Raw genomic sequence first — 17,840 nt, 5'->3', positions numbered from 1 at the left:
TACGCCGCCCAATTTCAGCTTCGATCAAGTCGTCACCACCGAGCGAACTAAACAGCACCCGACGCAAGTTAGAGATCGTATCTCCCCCAACCTGGATCAGGTCGGTCAATAAATTAGTTGGCAACGGTGACCGGCGTCCACGAGCCTGCAACACAACCTGCGCCAGAATATTCGCGGTAATATCATCACCGGTTTCGTTATCAAGCACCTGGACGGTTTCACCCTCTTGGATGAGGCGAGCAATACCGTCAAGCGTGATGTAACGTTTCTGATTGGTATGGTAAAGTTTACGATTTGCGTATTTCTTAATCAGGTGCATAGGAATTGCCGCCTTGTACCGAATGCTGGTATGCGTAGTGTGCCCACTAACACAACTGGTACGAACACGAGATGCAAACAGTCTTAGCGGCAATTATAACACGCTGCGCCAAAATGCCGACAACGACGATTTACCATCCTTCACATTGCCAGGGACGAAAAGAACGCTGAATAGCCCGGATGGCGAATACGCACTGTTCGCTGTGGAGCGATGCACAGCGGTGAACACCATGTTCAGCGAAAGAAACATGATACGGGCGAAGGAAAAAACACGCCTTCGCCCTTTCCATTTACGGTACCGTGCGTCTTGCCATGGCAGGCAGAGTATTCCTACTCTCCGGCACTCTCTTCCTTGGCCTCACCCCGCGTGCGATTGCGCGTGGGAGTCTCTTGTGTCCGGCGCAGCTCTTCTACACGCAAGGCTAGCTGGGCGATCTTGGCGCTCAGCTCATCAATGTCGCGCTTGGAAGGAATATTGAGCCGATTGAGGAACTGCTCAAAGCTAGTCTCAAACTGGGCTGCCAGATTGTTCAGATTGGTCTGAACCTGATCCGACTGAGGCACAGCCGTCTTACGGAGGTTCTCCATAGCCTCCTCAAACAGCTTCTGGGCATCTTTTTGGGCCAGCTCGCCACGCTCAACCAGCCGATTCAGGAAGGCTTCCGCTTCTTCACGGCTGAGCGCAAAGGCGCCGATACCGGCCAGTATGAGCTTCCGAACGATCTCAAACACCTGGACACTCGGATTGACCGGTGGCTTCTCGTCGATTTGGCGAACATTGACTTCGATCTCTTCTACAGTTGTCATACTTGCCTCCTGCTTTATATGGATCACGTTCAGGTCATCTGTATCATAGCACAGTCTATGCGATTTCGGTAGACGTATAACGCGCTGCGTTACACGTCCAAGTATAACACGCTGCGTCATGAAAGTCAACGCTCCTATGTATATCAAATTGCTATGGGAATTATTGCAAGTGGCTGTACCGGGTAGCGTGCGTAGCCCCCTCATTTCATAATGAGGAAAGGGTACAATGAAGGAAACCCACCTCTACCAATGGAGATGGTCACGAGCAACGAGGAAACAGAGTCTGACCGTCGCTATTCGTTGGAATGGGAAGCGGCACGTCTCCTAAACATGATGCTCTGCCGACAGGTCAGGAAACGCTTCATTCCTCATCTTTGCATATCACCTCTGCCAGGTCGGTTGAAAATGTTGAAAACTGCTCACGAACCTGTTTACTACTTGACAGTCAGTTAAAGCCGGTACATCATGCATAACTGTGAGTATTATATTGTAATATGCTGTTATCACACAGGTTCGTCTTAGCCGTTTGCTTTCGGATGGAATGAAGCGCAGCAATCCGGGCATTATTACACGCTGCGTTGGCAAACACGGTCCGACGAGGAGGATCATTATCGAACCGCCGACCCGCTCAACAGCCGAAGAAAATCTGCGAGCCATTGTCAGTCATGACGCCGATGGTGCCATTATTGTTGACAACAGTGGCGTGGTGCGGTTCTTGAACAGTGCCGCTGAACGGCTGCTTGATCGACATGGCGCTGAACTTCATGGGCAAGTTTTTGGTTTTCCGCTGGTCGTTGGTGAACGAGCGGAGGTTGAAGTGTTGCGCCCAAACGGCGAATTTGCCGTTGCCGAAATGAGGGTCGTGTCGATTGTTTGGGAAGGGCAGGATGCGCTGCTTATCACTCTGCGCGATGTCACCTTCGAGCGTCAGGCCGAGACAGCCTTACGCGAGGCGGAAGAGTTTAGCATTACTATTCTCAATTCGTTGACGAATGAAATTGTTGTCCTTGATGAGCAGGGTAAGATCGTGGCAGTGAATGAGGCCTGGCTGCGGTTTGGGCGCGAGAACGGGATTACCGATCTGGCTGCGATCAGTGTAGGTGCTGATTACTTTGCAGCCTGTGCGGTAGACAAAACGTTAACCGGTGGCATAGATGTACTGCAAGGGTTGCGGGATGTATTAGCAGGGAATAAAGAAGAATTTTCCTGCGAGTATGAACTCCCTACCTCAGCCGGAACCCGCTGGTTCGCCCTACGTGCAGTGCCGTTACGTGGAAAACGGCGCGGTATTGTCATTTCTCACACAGACATTACCGAACAACGGCGAGCAGCGCAGCTCGCTGCCGAAGCCGAAATGCTACGCGAACAGGTACGACAGATGGAGCGCGAGCTGACCAATGTTGATGCGCTCTCGCGACCCGAAGACACAGCACGTTCGCGTTTGAGTTCACTACGCCAGCGGCTGCCCGAGGTCTTCGAGTATGCGTTGCATCGCTATGGATCATTGTTAGATGAAGCACTGCAAAGTCGGATTCATCGCACCCAGTTGCCGTCGCGTGCGTTACGTGAGTTGGGTGAATTTCTCGGCTCAGGATGGGCCACCCCACGCGATCTGATCGATATTCATTTGCAGGCTATCCGGCAGCGGAGCGCACAGAGTCCACCGAAAAAACTGCAAGCTTACGTTGAAGAGGGTCGTTTACTTTTGCTAGAATTAATGGGTCACTTAGCATCGTTTTATCGATCACTTGCAATTGGTGAATTAGCTTCTCGTCCTCCAGAACAATAGCAGAAGCTCACAAGCTGGCTGCTGGGATGAAGGGACTGTGAGTAAAATTGTTTTGCATCTCTACATCGCCGGTCATACACCACGCGCTGAACGAGCGATTAACACGCTGCGCCAGATGCTAGAACACGATCTGGCCGGCTATGAATGTGAACTGACAATTATTGATGTGTTGGCCGATCCACAGCAGGCAGAAGATCAAAAAATCCTGGCAACACCGACTCTGATAAAGAGTTCGCCTCCGCCATATCGACGAATTATTGGCGATCTATCGAGTGTTGCCGATCTCCTAAATGTACTGAATTTGCCACCAAAGACAGGTTCATCAATGATAAACAAGGAGTAATCAGGTGTGCGCTGATCACATCGAACGTCTGCCGACCGGAATTACCGGTTTTGATCATATTGCCAACGGTGGTTTGCCGAAAGGGCGTACCACTCTTGTTTCGGGCACCGCTGGCAGCGCCAAGACGGTTTTTGCTGCCCAGTTTCTGGCTGCCGGTATCAAGCGGGGTGAGCCGGGTGTGTTTGTAACCTTTGAAGAGACGCCAGAGGCACTGCGTCGCAATATGCTCGGCTTTGGCTGGGATATTGCCCGCTGGGAGGCAGAAGGGAAATGGGCGTTTGTCGATGTTTCGCCGCAACCTGAAGAGGAGATTGTTGAACTGGGTACTTACGATCTTGGTGCATTGCTGGCTCGGATCGAGCATGCGGTACGCAGCATCGGCGCCGTTCGCCTTTCGCTCGACTCGCTGGGTGCGATTTTTACCCGTCTGAACGATACACGGGTAGTGCGGAACGAGTTGCTACGGATCGTCAGTACCCTCCGTCGTCTGGGTGTGACGGCAGTGTTAACTGCCGAGCGAACACAAGAATACGGTGAAATTGCCCGCTACGGCGTGGAAGAATTCGTCTCTGACGACGTGGTAATTCTGCGTAACTTGCTCGAAGATGAAAAACGGCGGCGCACCGTTGAGATTCTCAAGTTCCGTGGTACATCGCACCAGAAAGGCAGCTTTCCCTTCACCGTCATTCCCGGCGAAGGTATTCATGTGATTCCGCTGTCGGCAATTGAACTGAAGCAACGCTCCTCAAATGTCCGTACCACTTCCGGGAATGCCGAGCTAGACCGAATGTGTGGCGGTGGTTTCTTCCGCGACTCTATTGTACTGGTGAGTGGCGCAACCGGTACCGGCAAGACCCTCATGGCAACCACCTTTATGGCAGCCGGTGTCCGTCAGAAAGAACGCTCACTCTTGTTTGCGTTTGAGGAGAGCCGTGATCAACTCTTCCGTAATGCCATCGGCTGGGGAATCGATTTTGAGCAGATGGAACGCGATGGTCTCTTGCGGGTCGTTTGTAATTACCCCGAAGTGACCAGTCTCGAAGACCAGTTGATCTTTATGAAAGCGGAAATCGAGCGCTTTCGCCCACAACGAGTGGCCGTCGATAGTCTATCGGCGCTTGAACGTGTTTCGACAGTGAAGGGATTCCGTGAGTTTGTGATTGGGCTGACATCTTTTATCAAGCATCAAGAGATGGCAGGCCTCTATACCTCAACGACCCCTACGCTGCTCGGCGGTTCATCTATCACCGAGGCCCATATTTCGACAATTACCGACTCGATTATTCTATTGCGTTATGTTGAGCTATTCGGGGAGATGCGTCGCGGATTAACGGTCTTGAAAATGCGTGGCTCGAGCCACGACAAAGATATTCGCGAGTTTACAATTGATAGTCGTGGAATGCACATCGGACGACCATTCCGCAATATCTCTGGTATTCTGTCGGGCCAGTTTACGCATATCGCACCGAGCGAAATTGAACGGTTAAGCGCAATGTTCCGCGACGAGGAAGGGACGGAAACAGCAGAAACGAACTAAACCGCCGTTCTGTAAGGTACGAGGAGGCTTTTCGTGCAGCACAACGATAGTGAAGTCGATCAACCATCACGTGCTGATGATCGTGCGTGGTCGAATCTGGATCAGCGGACGCTCGAAACGATTGTTGCTAACAGCGCGAATGCCCTGCTTGTGCTCGATCAGAACGGGTATGTTCTCTTCGCGAATCGGGCCGCCCAGCGATTGTTCGGTCGTCGGCCCGATCAGTTGGAGGGCAGCCCGTTTGGTTTTCCCCTGCAACCCGGTTTAACCGTTGATGCCGAGATTATCCGTCCCGATCAGTCAGTTGTGATTGTTGATCTGCGAGTCGAGCCAATAGAATGGCAGGGTTCATCGGCTCTCCTCGCAGTGCTGCACGATATTACCGAGCGTAAACAAACCGAACAGTTTCTTATCGAAACGCAACAGTTACTCCATTCAGCACTTGACGCATTGCCATCCGCCATTGCAATCCTGAATCGCTATGGGCAAGTTCTGGCAGCTAACATTGTCTGGCTGCAATTGGGACCTTTATTGGGTGTTGAAAGTGCTGACTGTGCAGTGGGGGCGTCATTTCTGGCTGCCTGCCACCTGGGTCAACCCCCGGCAGGGTTGCTTGCCGATACAATTGAACGGTTGTTGCAAGGGGCCGACGAACGTTTTGAAGGTGAATTTGCGGCCGTAGGAGATGGGCATCGGTGGCTAGCAGTGCGAGCAGTGCGGTTTGGGCCCAATGAACGGATACGGGTAGTGATCACGCTGGAAGATGTTTCCGCTCGTCATCGAGCCGAACAGATCGCGGTAGCACGCCGTCGTGTCCTGGAAATGATTGCCCGTCAGTACAATCTAAAGACAATTATGCGCGAGTTGCTCGTGTTGATCGGGCAGCAGATGGTCGATCTGACATACGGCGCCTTTACACTCCACTCGCATGGTTTATTTGTCAGCTGCAGCGCTGTACTCGAAACAGCCGACCTGCAACAATTTGATGCATGGGCACACGAGGTTCTTTCATTGGCGCCGTGCCGGTATCAACGCATCACCGAGCTAGCTTCTGATACACCATATTGGTGGTCTTCGGTTGAGCCGCTTGTCCGCAAGTACACCATCAAACGAGGTTGGATTATCGGGATACGCACGAACCGCGATGCGTCCGATGGGTGTCTACTGCTATGTCGGCAGCACGATACACCGTTAAGCGAAGATGAGCGACATCTGCTTGAGCAGGTCGAACAACTGGTAACCATCGCTGTTGAACAGCAGGTGACTCTGGAAAAGCTGGCGTATCAGGCTCATCATGATGCCCTCACCGGGTTGCCAAATCGCTTGTTGTTTGAAGATCGGTTGCAGCAGGCGATCGAACACGCTCGGCGTACAGATACGTTAGTGGCAGTGCTCTTCATCGATCTGGATCGTTTCAAACGGATCAATGATACGCTAGGCCATACGATAGGTGATCTCCTGTTAATTCAAGTGGCGCGCCGGTTTGAATTGTGCATTCGCGCAACCGACACCTTAGCCCGCCACGGTGGTGATGAGTTTTTACTGGTACTGCCTGATATTACTGCGCCACAGCAAGTAGCCGTCGTAGCGCAGCGTCTGCATGAATCGCTCATGCATCCTTTTTTCGTCAATGGGCACGAAATCTTTGTCAATGCCAGTATCGGCGCAAGTCTCTATCCTATTGATGGAAAGGATGTCGTTGCGTTGCAACGGGCCGCCGATATTGCGATGTATCGGGCGAAACAGACCCATAGTAGCTTTCAGTTTTTCGATGCAACGATTGCGGCCATCTCATCCGAGCGCTTACGGATCGAGACGCTCCTCCGGCGTGCCATTGAACGTAATGAATTGCTTCTCTTCTACCAGCCTCTGGTTGATCGAACCGGTACCCTGGTCGGTTTGGAAGCGTTGTTACGCTGGCAAAGTGCTGAGCTGGGAATGGTCTCGCCAGCGAAGTTTATCTCTGTCGCTGAAGAGACTGGACTGATCGTGCTTATCGGACAATGGGTATTGCACGAAATTGCCCGTCAGATCAAATACTGGTTGGAGGCAGGACTGCCCGTTGTACCGGTCGCCGCGAATATCTCGGCCATTCAATTTGCCCAAACCGATTTTGTTGAGCAGGTAGAGAATATTCTTAACAGGGTCAATCTGCCGTTGTCCTGGCTCGAACTGGAACTGACCGAGAGTATGCTCATGGGGCACATCGAGAATCTCCGTCAGCAGCTTAACCGACTCCGTCAGCTCGGCGTGACGCTAGCGGTTGATGATTTCGGTACCGGTTATTCGTCACTTGCCTACCTCCACCGGCTACCAATCAACATCCTCAAGATCGACCGGTCATTTGTTGCTTGCCTCGATCAGGCTGACTCAGAGGTTGAACGAAGTTTGATGGAAACCATTATTACGTTGGGGCACCGCCTCGGGATGCAGGTGGTTGCTGAAGGGGTCGAGACCGCTGAGCAATACCGGATACTGGAAGCAGCCGGTTGTGATACGTTCCAGGGGTATTATATCGCCCGTCCACTATCGGTTGCAGATGTGGTAGACTGGCTGAAAAAAGGGCGCAGCGGTGATGCGCCCTGCCAGTAACGTGTATGCTATCGGTTACGCTGCACCGCCGCTTTCAGCAAACGCCAGATCGCACGATGGCGCGGCATCACCTCAAAGACCTGCCCATTCTTCCCTTCACAGACAATGCGCAACGCCAGGGCTGCTGTCTCTTCGGCAGTCGTGCCAAAGATGCGGAGCACTCGTGGTAATTGTTTGATCGCTTCTCCGCCAGGACCAACTGTCTCAAAATGGTTGATCATATCGGTCGGTACCATACCAGGAGTGAGGACGTTGAAGCGTAAATAAGGGTGATCCTGGTAATCACGGGCAAAGGCTTCGGTGAGACGGACAATAGCGGCTTTAGAGGTGCTGTAGGCCGAGAGAAAACGCTGGGCACGTTTTGCCCCACCACCAGACAGATTGATGATCTGACCATTCCGCTGCCCGATCATGTAGGGTAATGCAGCACGACAACCGTAGTAGGTACCAAGTAGATTCACCCGGATCACCTGTTCCCAGGCCTCAGGTGGCACATCGAGGGCATAGCCAAACGGCCCAGAAATACCGGCATTATTGACCCACAGATCGATGCGACCCATCCGTTCGGCTGCCGCTGCCGCCAGAGCTTCGACTTCTGTACGATGGGAGACATCACAGCGGATACCGCTGACGTTTAATCCGGCAGCCTGCAAGGCCCGCTCAGCTTCGGCAAGGTTGCTGGTATTAACCGATGAGATAATGACCTGCGCACCGGCACGGGCTAGCGCTTCAGCAATAGCACGACCAATGCCACGGCTACCACCGGTAACGACAGCTTTCAGATGGCTTAAGTCGGTATGAGTACGAGCCATAACGTCCTCTCTCACATACAACAGGCGGTCGCAATTGGTTAACGGCGTTGGATGGTCAATCGGTCACCTTCCCGGATGGCACGGATCGGAACCCCGCGCAGCGCTGGCGGTAAGAGCAAATGGCGTCGATACGGCCCAAGTGACACGATGAGTTCGTCACCACTGACGCTGATACTGAGATCATCACGATTGACACCCGGTAAAAACAGACTCAGATACGGAGCGTTGGCCGAATTCACGGTGATAGGAGGTTGGAGTGGAGCTAGCGGTAGCATCAACTCACGCCCCAGCGTGACAAATGGTGCAATCGCCCCCGGTGTGGCCCTGAAAAAGAGAGGTACCTGGCGTAAGCCTGACCAGCGCGTAGCCACTGCCGCTACCACTGCGTTCTGCTCATGGCGTGCATCGGCCAGCGCAGAGTCTTCTTTACCGGTCGGTAACAACGGACCGACAATCAGCGCATCGAGATTCAGTCCGAAGAGGTGAAATGCCGGTACAGAGATGATTGCCTGCCGAAGACCGGCCTGATCGGGGCGAATGACCAGCCTTGCCCGAACCCATGTCGGATCGAGTACTGCATCGCGCAATTGCTCAAATTTCACTCGTGCATCCTGCATACGACCGATCTGCTCAAATGGCAGGAGATGAGCAGGTAGCGCAGCTCGTGCCAGCGAGTCGCTCGATTGACCAGGGCCACGGTCAAGCCCAAAGAGTTGACGCATCAGCCAACGGAATGTATCGGGGACGGCCAGCGCACGAAGCAACCCGTCGACCGAACCAGCATCAACACAGATCAGCGCATAACCGCGACGGGCACGTTGTGCCAGACGGTAGACGGCTAAAAACAGATCAATACCGGGAAGCAAAGGTAAATCTTCGCCACTGATCGGTGGTCCTGGCAAATTGAGCTGGGCTTGTAACTCGTTCCAGACACTGTTCAACTCACTCAAGATTTGAAATGTCCACAGATCAAGATGCCCGGTCAACGTCGTCGGCTGTGGTGCAAGCGGAACCCCAAGCAAGGTAACACAAGGGTGCGCCGGAGCGAGGCTAACCAGCAGCGTCGATTGCCCCTGATTTGACGCGGCCACAGCAGTAGCGGTCGCCGCGATAGCACTGGCTTCACCACTAAAAATAATGACGTGCGAATGTGCTGGCCACATAGGTTATTCCATCACACTTGCCGGAAATACCCTCCGATCACCGGATTGCGAGTAGAGAAAGCGCTGTTTCTACAAACAAACTCACTTCAGAGACACAAACCAAGGTCTTTGCCCTTGTGGCGTATTGCATATGATACTCCACCACTCCTGTCACGTGGTCACATTATACCCCTGTTGCGGAAGATGCTCGTTATCAGTTGCATAACCAGCGCAGATGTCGAAACCTACCGCATCTAGGTGCAGATCGCTGGTAGCAGCAATCGGCTATAATGATCGGTATCAAACGCCATCGTGCGTTTTATTGGGATCGTTCTACTCCGGGAGGCGATATGTCAGAGTCATTGATGCAACAACCACTCGGTGCCATCCTCGACGCTTTGGCCTCACGTGCGCCAACGCCGGGTGGTGGTAGTGTGGCAGCTCTTACCGGCGCCATGGCTGCTGGATTGGTCAGCATGGTTTGCGAACTGACCATCGGCAAACCACAGTTTGCCGAAATGGAAGATGAATTACGCACGATTCATGCCCAGGCTGAGCAATTGCGCAACGAGCTACAGCGCCTTGCCGATGAAGATATTGCTGTATTTAACCGGCTAGCTGCTGCCTATAAACTGCCACGTACCACTGAAGCCGATGCCGCAACCCGCAAGGCTGCCATCCAGCAGATTACCCGCCTCGCAGCGGAAGTCCCACTCCGCACTGCACAGGCTGCTGCTGCGTTGTTACCACTTTGTACAACACTGGCAAACAATTGTTCTCGCATGGTTGTCAGTGATGTAGGAGTCGCTGCCCTCCTGGTGCGGGCTACAGTGCAGAGCGCGGCACTGAACGTTGAAATCAATCTCGCTACACTGGAGGATCAACTCTTTGTCCGCGAAACTCGTGCGCAATTGCAGGATCTACTCATCGGGCTTGGTGATGAGGTTGATGGCATCGTCACCATTGTTCGGGGAAGGATGGTCGGATGAGCGCCCGTATTCTTGATGGTCGTGCAGTCGCACAAGCGCTCCGCACCGAACTAGCTCAGCAGATCGCTGAGTTGCGTGACCGGATTGATCGTCCACCTACAATTGCGGTCATTCAGGTCGGTGATGATGCGGCAGCTACGCGCTATGTGCGCAGTATTGATCGGTTATGTCAATCGCTTGGTGCTGCCTGTCGCGCAATCGCGTTACCAACCGTAACAACCCAAACTGACCTTGAAGCAACGGTAGCCGACCTGAGTGCTGATGATCGCATCGATGGTATCTTACTGCAACTACCGCTCCCCCAAGGGTTATCGCTCGATGGGGTGTTAAGCCGACTTGCCCCTGAAAAAGACCTCGACGGTATTCATCCGATCAACGCCGGTCTCCTTGCGCAGGGACGTGCCGCGTTGATACCGAATACTCCCGCCGGTGGCATGGAGTTACTCCGGCGTTTTGAGATCGAGGTGCGTGGGAAACGGGCAGCCGTCGTGGGACGCTCGGCAATTGTCGGGCGGCCAATGGCCTTGCTCTTGTTGCAAGCCGATGCGACGGTGACCATTTGTCATTCACGTACACCCGATCTTGGCGCAGTCTTACGTGAGTGTGACATCATTGCTGCTGCGGCCGGACGGCCCGGTTTAATCACTGCCGACATGATCAAGCCTGGTGCTACCGTCATCGACTTTGGTACGAATGTCCTCGCCGATGGCAGCATGGTTGGCGATGTTGATTTTGCCGCTGCGGTTGAGGTTGCTGGCGCAATTACGCCAGTTCCCGGCGGTACCGGTCCGGTTACGAATGTCATGCTAATGCGGAATTTGATCACGGCAACGCGAACCCGTCTAGGCATTTGAACAGGTACATTCCTGCAAGACAAGCGGATTGTCCACGCTCTGAACCGGCGCTCGACCTGGCGTAACCAGCAATATGGTGTAGCAAGCGAAGGAAACTACCAGTATGAAAATTCTGGTGCTTGGGAATGACGGACGCGCCCATGCGTTAGTTTGGAAACTCTTCGCCAATCCAACCGCTGACGTTCTGGTAGCACCGGGTAACGGTGGCGCCTGTCAGATCGCACCGCAGGTTGACCTGGATCCGCTCCAACCGGCTCAGATTGCACAGTGGGCTTTTTACGAACAGATCGATCTCATCGTGCCTGCTGCAAGCGAACCGCTCTGGGCCGGACTGGTTGATGAGGTTATTAGTATGCACATCGGGGTGTGCGGTGCATCAAAACGTAGCAGCCAGCTTGAGTGGAGTCGTTGTTTCACGAAAGACCTTCTGTTACGCTATCAGTTACCGACCCCCCACGGACGTTGTTTCACCAGTCTACCGATGGCCGAGAAATACCTGGCCGCGCAGCCATTGCCGGTTGTGCTGCGCGGTGATCATCCCGCCTCCGGCGAAGGGGTCTACCACGACCGTTATACAGCACTCAAAGCATTGCAGGCGCTGTTCACTTCGCAACCGGTGGAAGACAGTAGCCCTGGCGTCGTCATCGAAGAATTTGTTGAGGGGCCGCTGGTAAGCTTTTCAGCCATCACCGACGGCAGTCATCTGGTATCGCTACTTCCAGCCCGCATCTATGAAGGTCTGGGACCACAGCCGGACAGTCCACCGGCGCCGGGGATGGGCGCCATTACCGGTAACTCGACATACGCACAGCGCCTGACAGCCTACCTCGAGCGGCACGTGATGCAACCATTAGTTGCGGCCATCGCCCGCGAGCAGTTGCCTTACTGGGGCATCATCGGTGTTGATTGCATCATCGGCACCCAAGGCCCGCGGATTATCGGTTTGCGTTGCAGTCTCCGCGATATGGAAGCACAGGCTGTTTTACCACGAATGATCGATGATCTGGTACCCTACTTTGAAGCGGCGATTGCCCGTAATCTGCACCGATTACCACCGATTCGCTGGCGCGATGAAGCTAGTGTAGCCTTAGCCCTGGTAACCCAGGGCTATCCTCATCATTATCCGCTCAATGCGACGGTAGAAGGCCTAACCGATGTAGACGAAGGTATCCTCGTTTTCCATGATCAAACCGATTCACCATTGATCTTGCGCTACGATCCAGCCCGTCGTGAACGCTTATTAGGCGGCGGGAGCGGAGGCATGTACCTGACCGGCGGTCACGTTGTGACGGTTGTAGCATTGGGGGCAACATTAGCCGGTGCACGCGGCCGTGCACTGATTAACGCTGAACGTATTCGCTTTCCGGGTCGTACCTATCGCGAGGATGTCGGCGCCAGTGAACGGTAATTGACAGTCGAGAGAGGTACCCTCCTGTAACTAACGGAGGCTGACAGTTGAACATCTTCATAGCTACCACAGACGAGGAAATTGCTGCCTGCTATCCGGTCATGCGTGAGTTGCGACCGCATCTCACTGCAACAGCATTTGTACCATGCATTCGCCAGTTGATGGCGGTAGGTTATCAATTGGTGGCACTTGTTGATCACGATGAGATTGTCGCCGTCGCCGGTTTTCGGATTGGTGAAAATCTGGCCTGGGGACGATTCCTCTACGTTGACGATTTAGTGACTCGTGCTGAACGACGTTCCAACGGTTATGGTGCTATTCTGCTGAACTGGTTGAAAGATTTCGCAGCCAAAGCTCATTGTCACCAATTGCATCTCGATTCTGGCACCTGGCGCAAAGATGCTCATCGCTTTTATGAACGCGAAGGGATGCAATTGAGTAGTTTTCATTTTACGTGCGATATACACCCCTGACGTTAATAGAGAAATTTGAGAGGGAGACCGTATCTTCCCATTCCGACAGTGATCTGCGACCAACCCCTATTGCCGCGTCGATCACGCTCATCACCGCAGCGGTAGGGGCGACGACCAAGATTGCGCCGACGCCGCTTGGTGGCCGCGCCGATCACGTTCATCACCGCAGCGGTAGGGGCGGGTTTAGAACCCGCCCTCTGCAACGCCGTATCCCGCAACAACTGTCTGTTACTGCAAGGACCGTCATCCCGTCTACACGGCGCGCAATGCCTGGCGCAGATCGGCGATCAGATCATCGGGATGTTCAACCCCTACCGAAAGACGGATCATTGCCGGCCCAATCCCAAACTCAAGCCGTTCTTCAGGATCGACATCGGCGTGCGTCATGGTTGCCGGATGCTCGGCTAACGACTCGGTACCACCCAGACTCACAGCCAGATGGATCAATTGCAGATGATTGAGAAAGCGGAACGCTTCCGCCTCGCCACCGTGGAGATCGAACGAGATCATCGCCCCCGGTCCCAAACATTGCCGCCGATAGATGTGGTACTGCGGATTATCACTCTCCAGATGACCAAGATAATAGACCCGCGCAACTTTAGGGTGCTCTGCCAGAAAATCGGCAACCCGCCGGGCGCTGGCCTGTTGTGCTTCCATCCGTACCTTGAGCGTCTCCAGGGAACGCAAGAGCAGCCAACCGGTATGTGCGCCCGCCATAGTCCCCATAATCGTGCGCATCCCCTTCACCTGAGATATTAGCTCACGACTCCCTAAACAGACACCGGCAATCACATCGCTATGCCCACCGATATACTTTGTCGCCGAATAGAGCACCAGATCGGCGCCATGGGCCAGCGGATGTTGCCAGAGTGGCCCCAGAAAGGTATTATCAACAGCCACCAGTACTCGACGTGGCATGCGCTTTGCCAGCGCAGCAAAGCCTGCAATGTCTACCAGTGCATTCGTTGGATTAGCCGGTGTCTCCAAATAGATCATTCCAACCGCTTCAAACAAACCGGCACGTCGTAGTTGTACCTCAACCTGTTCTGGTGAAACCCCTGTCACAAATCCATAGCGGCGGATACCGAAGGCCGGTAAAATGTGCTTCAGGAGATAATCGGTGCCACCATAAACCGGCTCGCTATGCACAATCACATCACCCGGACGCAAAAAAGTTAGGAGAGTTGTTGTGATAGCAGCCATCCCACTGGCAAAGACTGCCGCTGCTTCTGCCTGATCCCACAATGTCAGACGATCTTCCAGAATCTCAAGATCGGGATTGTTAAGCCGACTGTAGATCAAACCGATCTCTTCCCCTTCACGCGGACGACGCAGACCATACGCCAGTTCAAAGAAAGCCTTCCCGTCTTCCGCAGTTTGAAACACAAAGGTCGAGGTTTGAAAGATCGGGCACTTGATCGCACCTTCCGAAAGCGCCGGCACATAGCCGTAGCTCATCATCAAACTTTCGGGATGCAGCCGATGATCGTCAATCATCGTTTGTTTGCTCTGCTTCGTCATACTTCGCCTCCTTGCGTGTTGAGCAGCGTCGCTCACTCAGGTAAAGAGAAGAGAGACACTATGAATAATGAGACCGACTAACCCACCCACAATGGTACCATTAATACGGATAAATTGCAGATCGCGACCGAACTGCAACTCGATTTTGCGCGTCGTCATCTGCGTATCCCAACTATTGACAACCTGGGTCACAAACTCGCCAATGACGTGCCGGTAGCGACTGACCAACGCTACAACCACCGCTGTCATCCAGTTTTCTATCTTTTCGTACCATTCGTTGTTATCTTCGATCACGTCGGCAAAACGCTCAACTGCAACGACGATTGAACGGCGCAGTGATGACGATGAAGTAACACTTTGTTCCAAGAGGGTGAGCTTCAGATCGCGCCAGCTCATTCGCACCAATTCCTGTGCCACCGGATGGTTTATCAATTCGTGTTTCAATCCGTCGATCTGCTGCTGCATCTGCGGATCAAACTGTAAATCGACGATCCAACGGTCAATGAGACCAGCAAACTGATGGTAAACTGGATGGTCAGGATTACCGCGTAACTCGTCTAATAACCGCTGAACTCCTTCCAATAACCGCTCGTAGATTCGCCGATCGACAATCCGTGGTACCCATGGTGGCAATTCGCGGGCGATTCGTCGTCGAATTTCGTTCTCGTTTGTGGCGATGACCTCGGCCAGCAGATTGATCAACTGCACCAGAGCATCACGCTGCCGATCACCGGCCAGCAATATCCCAAGGAATCGTCCTACCAGCGGCGCTGCCCGTATTGTCTCCAAACGCTGATTGAGACCGCGGCTCAACGCCCGACTCACCTCATCGTCATCGATCACGTTCAAGATGCCGCGAATGATCTCCGTCACCGCATCGGCGATCTGATTCGCCCGTTCAGGGCTGCGGAGCCACTTTGCTAGGCGCTTGACCAGATTCTGGCTCCGTATCCGCGTGGTGATCTGATCAGGATCGAGAAAATTATGTTCAATGAAACGACCAAAACCGACGGCGATCTGCGATTTTCGGTTTGGAATAATCGCAGTATGTGGAATCGGTATACCAAGCGGATGACGAAAGAGGGCCGTAACCGCAAACCAATCTGCAAACGCACCCACCATTGCCGCTTCGGCAAAGGCCCGCACAAACGGTACCCACGGCGCGACATCGCGAAAGATACTCGCTAAGACAAAGAGCACGCCTGCTGCGACCAGTAAACCGGTCGCAAGGCGTTGCATGCGCCGTAAATTGATGATACGTTGTTGTTCGTCTTCCACGTTGATTCTGCTCCTCTCAGAGTAGGATATAATCTCCGTATGATGACCAATACTACCAATTTTACCGAAACTATCATCTTTACCATCGCAATCCTGGCCCTAAGCCTCGTCCTCGATTGGCTGTTACGTCCGTGGGTTCGGCGCCGAGCTAACGCCCGGAATGCTATCGTCGGCGAAGCTATTGCTATTGCCAGTAGTGGTCAATTTACCTTCTGGGCAATCGTACTCTGCATCTACCAGTTCGGTGGTACACTGTTCAGCCCTGATCTGCTCACCGCCTGGCAACCTACCCTTACCATAGCTGGTAATCTCGCGATAGCTATCTTCATTGTGCGGCTACTGACCAATCTTGTCGATAGCTATTTTCGCCATCGACAGATCGGAAACGTCTCGTTGATCCAGAATCTCTTGCGCGGCTTGAGCGCACTGGCTATTGGGGGAACACTGCTAATCAGCTATGGATTCCCCATCAGTCCGGTGTTAACCGTGATCGCCGGTTCGAGTCTCGGCCTGACGCTCGCCCTCCGTGAACCACTGGCCAACTTTTTTGCCGGTGTCCAGATCATCGTATCAAACCGCGTTCGCCCCGGCGACTACATCCGACTGGCGTCGGGAGAAGAGGGCTTTGTAACTGATATTCGCTGGTCTGACACCTATCTTCGGCAGTTGGCGAATAACATCATCATCATCCCCAACGCCCAGATGATCTCACAGATTGTAACCAACTTCAGTCGTCCTGAACCTGAACTCGCAGTCCTGGTTGACAGTATGGTTGGCCCCGATGCCGATCTACATCGTATTGAAACCATTGTGCTGGATGTTGCCCGTGAAGTTCTGGCAGCAACGACCGGTGCTATAAACACATTTGAGCCGCTGATTCGCTTCAACGGTATTGATGCGTCCGGCATCCGCTTTACCGTTGTCTTACGTGCTCAATCGTTCACCGATCAGTTCCTGTTGCGCCATGAAATGATCAAGCGGCTGCACACACGCTTCCAGGCCGAAGGAATTGCTCCGCCAACCCAACGTGTACGGTTGGATGAGGGGGTAAAGTTGTTATCGGGGAATAGTTAACGTTCCCTGCAAAAGGCCTTCACCACAGAGCATGTGCAGAGAATTCAGCGAATTTTGTCTATTCTTGCAGTGGTGAGTTTTGCACGGATGAAACCTGATAATAGATGTACGGACGCAGCGGCGCTGCGCCCCAACTGATCTTCTTCTGCAACAGGGTATTCCAGATCGGCTCTTAACCTACTGCTTGACCATCAACACCTCCGGCGCTACAAATGATTGATGGGTGTCAGGTGAATCGGCAACCGGTAGGCGACGCATCAGGACCAGTAGCGCAATGATGATCAACCACAGCGGCCAGCCGGTAAGACCAAGAGCAGTCGCCCAGATGGTATCAACCGTTGAACTGGCACGGGCAAAGAGCACGATCACACCTCCAAAGGCGTTCAAACTGCCATGACCGATCACTGCCGGCCAGACACTCCCTGTCGCCAATCGCGTCCAGCCGAGCAAGATGCCAAACAATACGCAAAATACCGTCATCATAATGACACCCAATCCCGGATTTGTCGGGTAGTTGTATCCCAGCAAAATGATCGGTGCGTGCCATAGCCCCCAGATCACGCCACTGATGATCAGTGCCGGCCATTGACCAAGCGGTAGCAGGTTAGGTAACAGATACCCACGCCAGCCCCATTCTTCCCCGAAGACGGGAATAGCATTCAAGAGTGGACCGATGATCAGGGCAATCAGAAGTTGGCTGACCAAAATCGTCCATAACGATCCGTTGTCCAGGGTATCGATACCTGCTGCCTTCAACACTTCCCGCAAGCGCGACAACGACAGATCGAGATCGTACACGCCTAGCAGCGCACTGACAAACGGTGAGACGAGCATGACCAGTGCCGGTACTGTCCATGCAAATAGCCAGTACCATCCCCAACGACGACCTCTACCGATCACTAG

16 protein-coding genes are annotated in these 17,840 nt (G+C 53.4%); 9 read left to right on the top strand and 7 right to left on the bottom strand.

From position 1 onward, the window contains the following. Both JE47_RS0115230 and JE47_RS0115225 read right to left on the bottom strand, forming a co-directional pair. On the bottom strand, positions 1-319 hold a 319-nt coding region (locus JE47_RS0115230), incomplete at its 3' end, for a polyhydroxyalkanoate synthesis regulator DNA-binding domain-containing protein (RefSeq protein ID WP_031460579.1). A 329-nt stretch (positions 320-648) separates the two neighbouring features. After that, positions 649-1,125: a phasin family protein gene (locus JE47_RS0115225; RefSeq protein WP_031460578.1), complete on the bottom strand. Its 477-nt coding sequence runs from the start codon at positions 1,123-1,125 to the stop codon at positions 649-651. Between the two features lie 541 nt (positions 1,126-1,666). Here JE47_RS0115225 and JE47_RS0115220 point away from each other — a divergent pair. From JE47_RS0115220 to JE47_RS0115205, 4 genes are read left to right on the top strand one after another with little or no spacing between them, the layout of a single operon-like run. Then, positions 1,667-2,914, top strand: coding sequence for a PAS domain-containing protein (locus JE47_RS0115220; RefSeq protein ID WP_081910049.1), 1,248 nt, complete (start codon positions 1,667-1,669; stop codon positions 2,912-2,914). A 37-nt stretch (positions 2,915-2,951) separates the two neighbouring features. Next, a complete protein-coding gene (locus JE47_RS0115215) occupies positions 2,952-3,257 on the top strand; it encodes a circadian clock KaiB family protein (RefSeq protein ID WP_031460576.1) in 306 nt (101 codons plus the stop codon). 4 nt (positions 3,258-3,261) lie between these two features. After that, positions 3,262-4,794 (top strand): circadian clock protein KaiC, encoded by a 1,533-nt coding sequence (gene kaiC, locus JE47_RS0115210; protein WP_028456966.1) that lies wholly within the window; start codon positions 3,262-3,264, stop codon positions 4,792-4,794. Between the two features lie 33 nt (positions 4,795-4,827). Next, positions 4,828-7,386, top strand: a complete 2,559-nt coding sequence (locus JE47_RS0115205; protein ID WP_051871178.1) for a sensor domain-containing protein — start codon at positions 4,828-4,830, stop codon at positions 7,384-7,386. Between the two features lie 8 nt (positions 7,387-7,394). Here the strand turns inward: JE47_RS0115205 and JE47_RS0115200 are convergent, their stop codons facing one another. Beyond that, a complete protein-coding gene (locus tag JE47_RS0115200; protein ID WP_031460574.1) occupies positions 7,395-8,198 on the bottom strand; it encodes an SDR family NAD(P)-dependent oxidoreductase in 804 nt (267 codons plus the stop codon). 38 nt (positions 8,199-8,236) lie between these two features. Continuing rightward, positions 8,237-9,361: an ArsA family ATPase gene (locus JE47_RS0115195; protein ID WP_031460573.1), complete on the bottom strand. Its 1,125-nt coding sequence runs from the start codon at positions 9,359-9,361 to the stop codon at positions 8,237-8,239. Between the two features lie 329 nt (positions 9,362-9,690). Here JE47_RS0115195 and JE47_RS0115190 point away from each other — a divergent pair, with 329 nt between their 5' ends. The 4 genes from JE47_RS0115190 (at position 9,691) to JE47_RS0115175 (ending at position 13,064) form a co-directional block, all read left to right on the top strand. Beyond that, the gene (locus tag JE47_RS0115190) at positions 9,691-10,329 is read left to right on the top strand and encodes a cyclodeaminase/cyclohydrolase family protein (protein WP_031460572.1); all 639 of its coding nucleotides are present in this window, start codon (positions 9,691-9,693) and stop codon (positions 10,327-10,329) included. Beyond that, complete coding sequence (locus tag JE47_RS0115185; protein ID WP_031460571.1) at positions 10,326-11,183, top strand: bifunctional 5,10-methylenetetrahydrofolate dehydrogenase/5,10-methenyltetrahydrofolate cyclohydrolase; 858 nt, start codon at positions 10,326-10,328, stop codon at positions 11,181-11,183. The genes JE47_RS0115190 and JE47_RS0115185 overlap by 4 nt, the downstream gene beginning before the upstream one ends. Positions 11,184-11,286: 103 nt before the next feature. Beyond that, positions 11,287-12,591, top strand: a complete 1,305-nt coding sequence (locus JE47_RS0115180; protein ID WP_031460570.1) for a phosphoribosylamine--glycine ligase — start codon at positions 11,287-11,289, stop codon at positions 12,589-12,591. 47 nt (positions 12,592-12,638) lie between these two features. Then, positions 12,639-13,064 carry a GNAT family N-acetyltransferase gene (locus JE47_RS0115175; protein ID WP_031460569.1) on the top strand — a complete coding sequence of 142 codons (426 nt, stop codon included), beginning with the start codon at positions 12,639-12,641 and terminating at the stop codon, positions 13,062-13,064. Positions 13,065-13,316: 252 nt separating this feature from the next. Here JE47_RS0115175 and JE47_RS0115170 read toward each other — a convergent pair whose 3' ends face one another. Together JE47_RS0115170 and JE47_RS0115165 are read right to left on the bottom strand one after the other, a co-directional pair. After that, positions 13,317-14,585: a cystathionine gamma-synthase family protein gene (locus tag JE47_RS0115170; protein ID WP_031460568.1), complete on the bottom strand. Its 1,269-nt coding sequence runs from the start codon at positions 14,583-14,585 to the stop codon at positions 13,317-13,319. Between the two features lie 36 nt (positions 14,586-14,621). Then, complete coding sequence (locus JE47_RS0115165; protein WP_031460567.1) at positions 14,622-15,863, bottom strand: DUF445 domain-containing protein; 1,242 nt, start codon at positions 15,861-15,863, stop codon at positions 14,622-14,624. A 39-nt stretch (positions 15,864-15,902) separates the two neighbouring features. Here JE47_RS0115165 and JE47_RS0115160 point away from each other — a divergent pair, with 39 nt between their 5' ends. Further along, on the top strand, positions 15,903-16,937 hold the full coding sequence (locus JE47_RS0115160) for a mechanosensitive ion channel family protein (RefSeq protein WP_031460566.1): 1,035 nt from the start codon (positions 15,903-15,905) through the stop codon (positions 16,935-16,937). A 177-nt stretch (positions 16,938-17,114) separates the two neighbouring features. On the opposite strand, the gene JE47_RS0115155 is transcribed toward JE47_RS0115160, so the two are convergent. Further along, the coding region (locus tag JE47_RS0115155; protein ID WP_051871177.1) for a CPBP family intramembrane glutamic endopeptidase at positions 17,115-17,840 on the bottom strand (726 nt) is incomplete at its 5' end.

Origin of the sequence: Chloroflexus sp. MS-G, from assembly GCF_000735195.1 — a bacterium.
Classification (GTDB): domain Bacteria; phylum Chloroflexota; class Chloroflexia; order Chloroflexales; family Chloroflexaceae; genus Chloroflexus.
The sequence above is the reverse complement of the archived record's forward strand: the minus strand, read 5'-3'. Positions and strand labels throughout refer to the sequence as shown.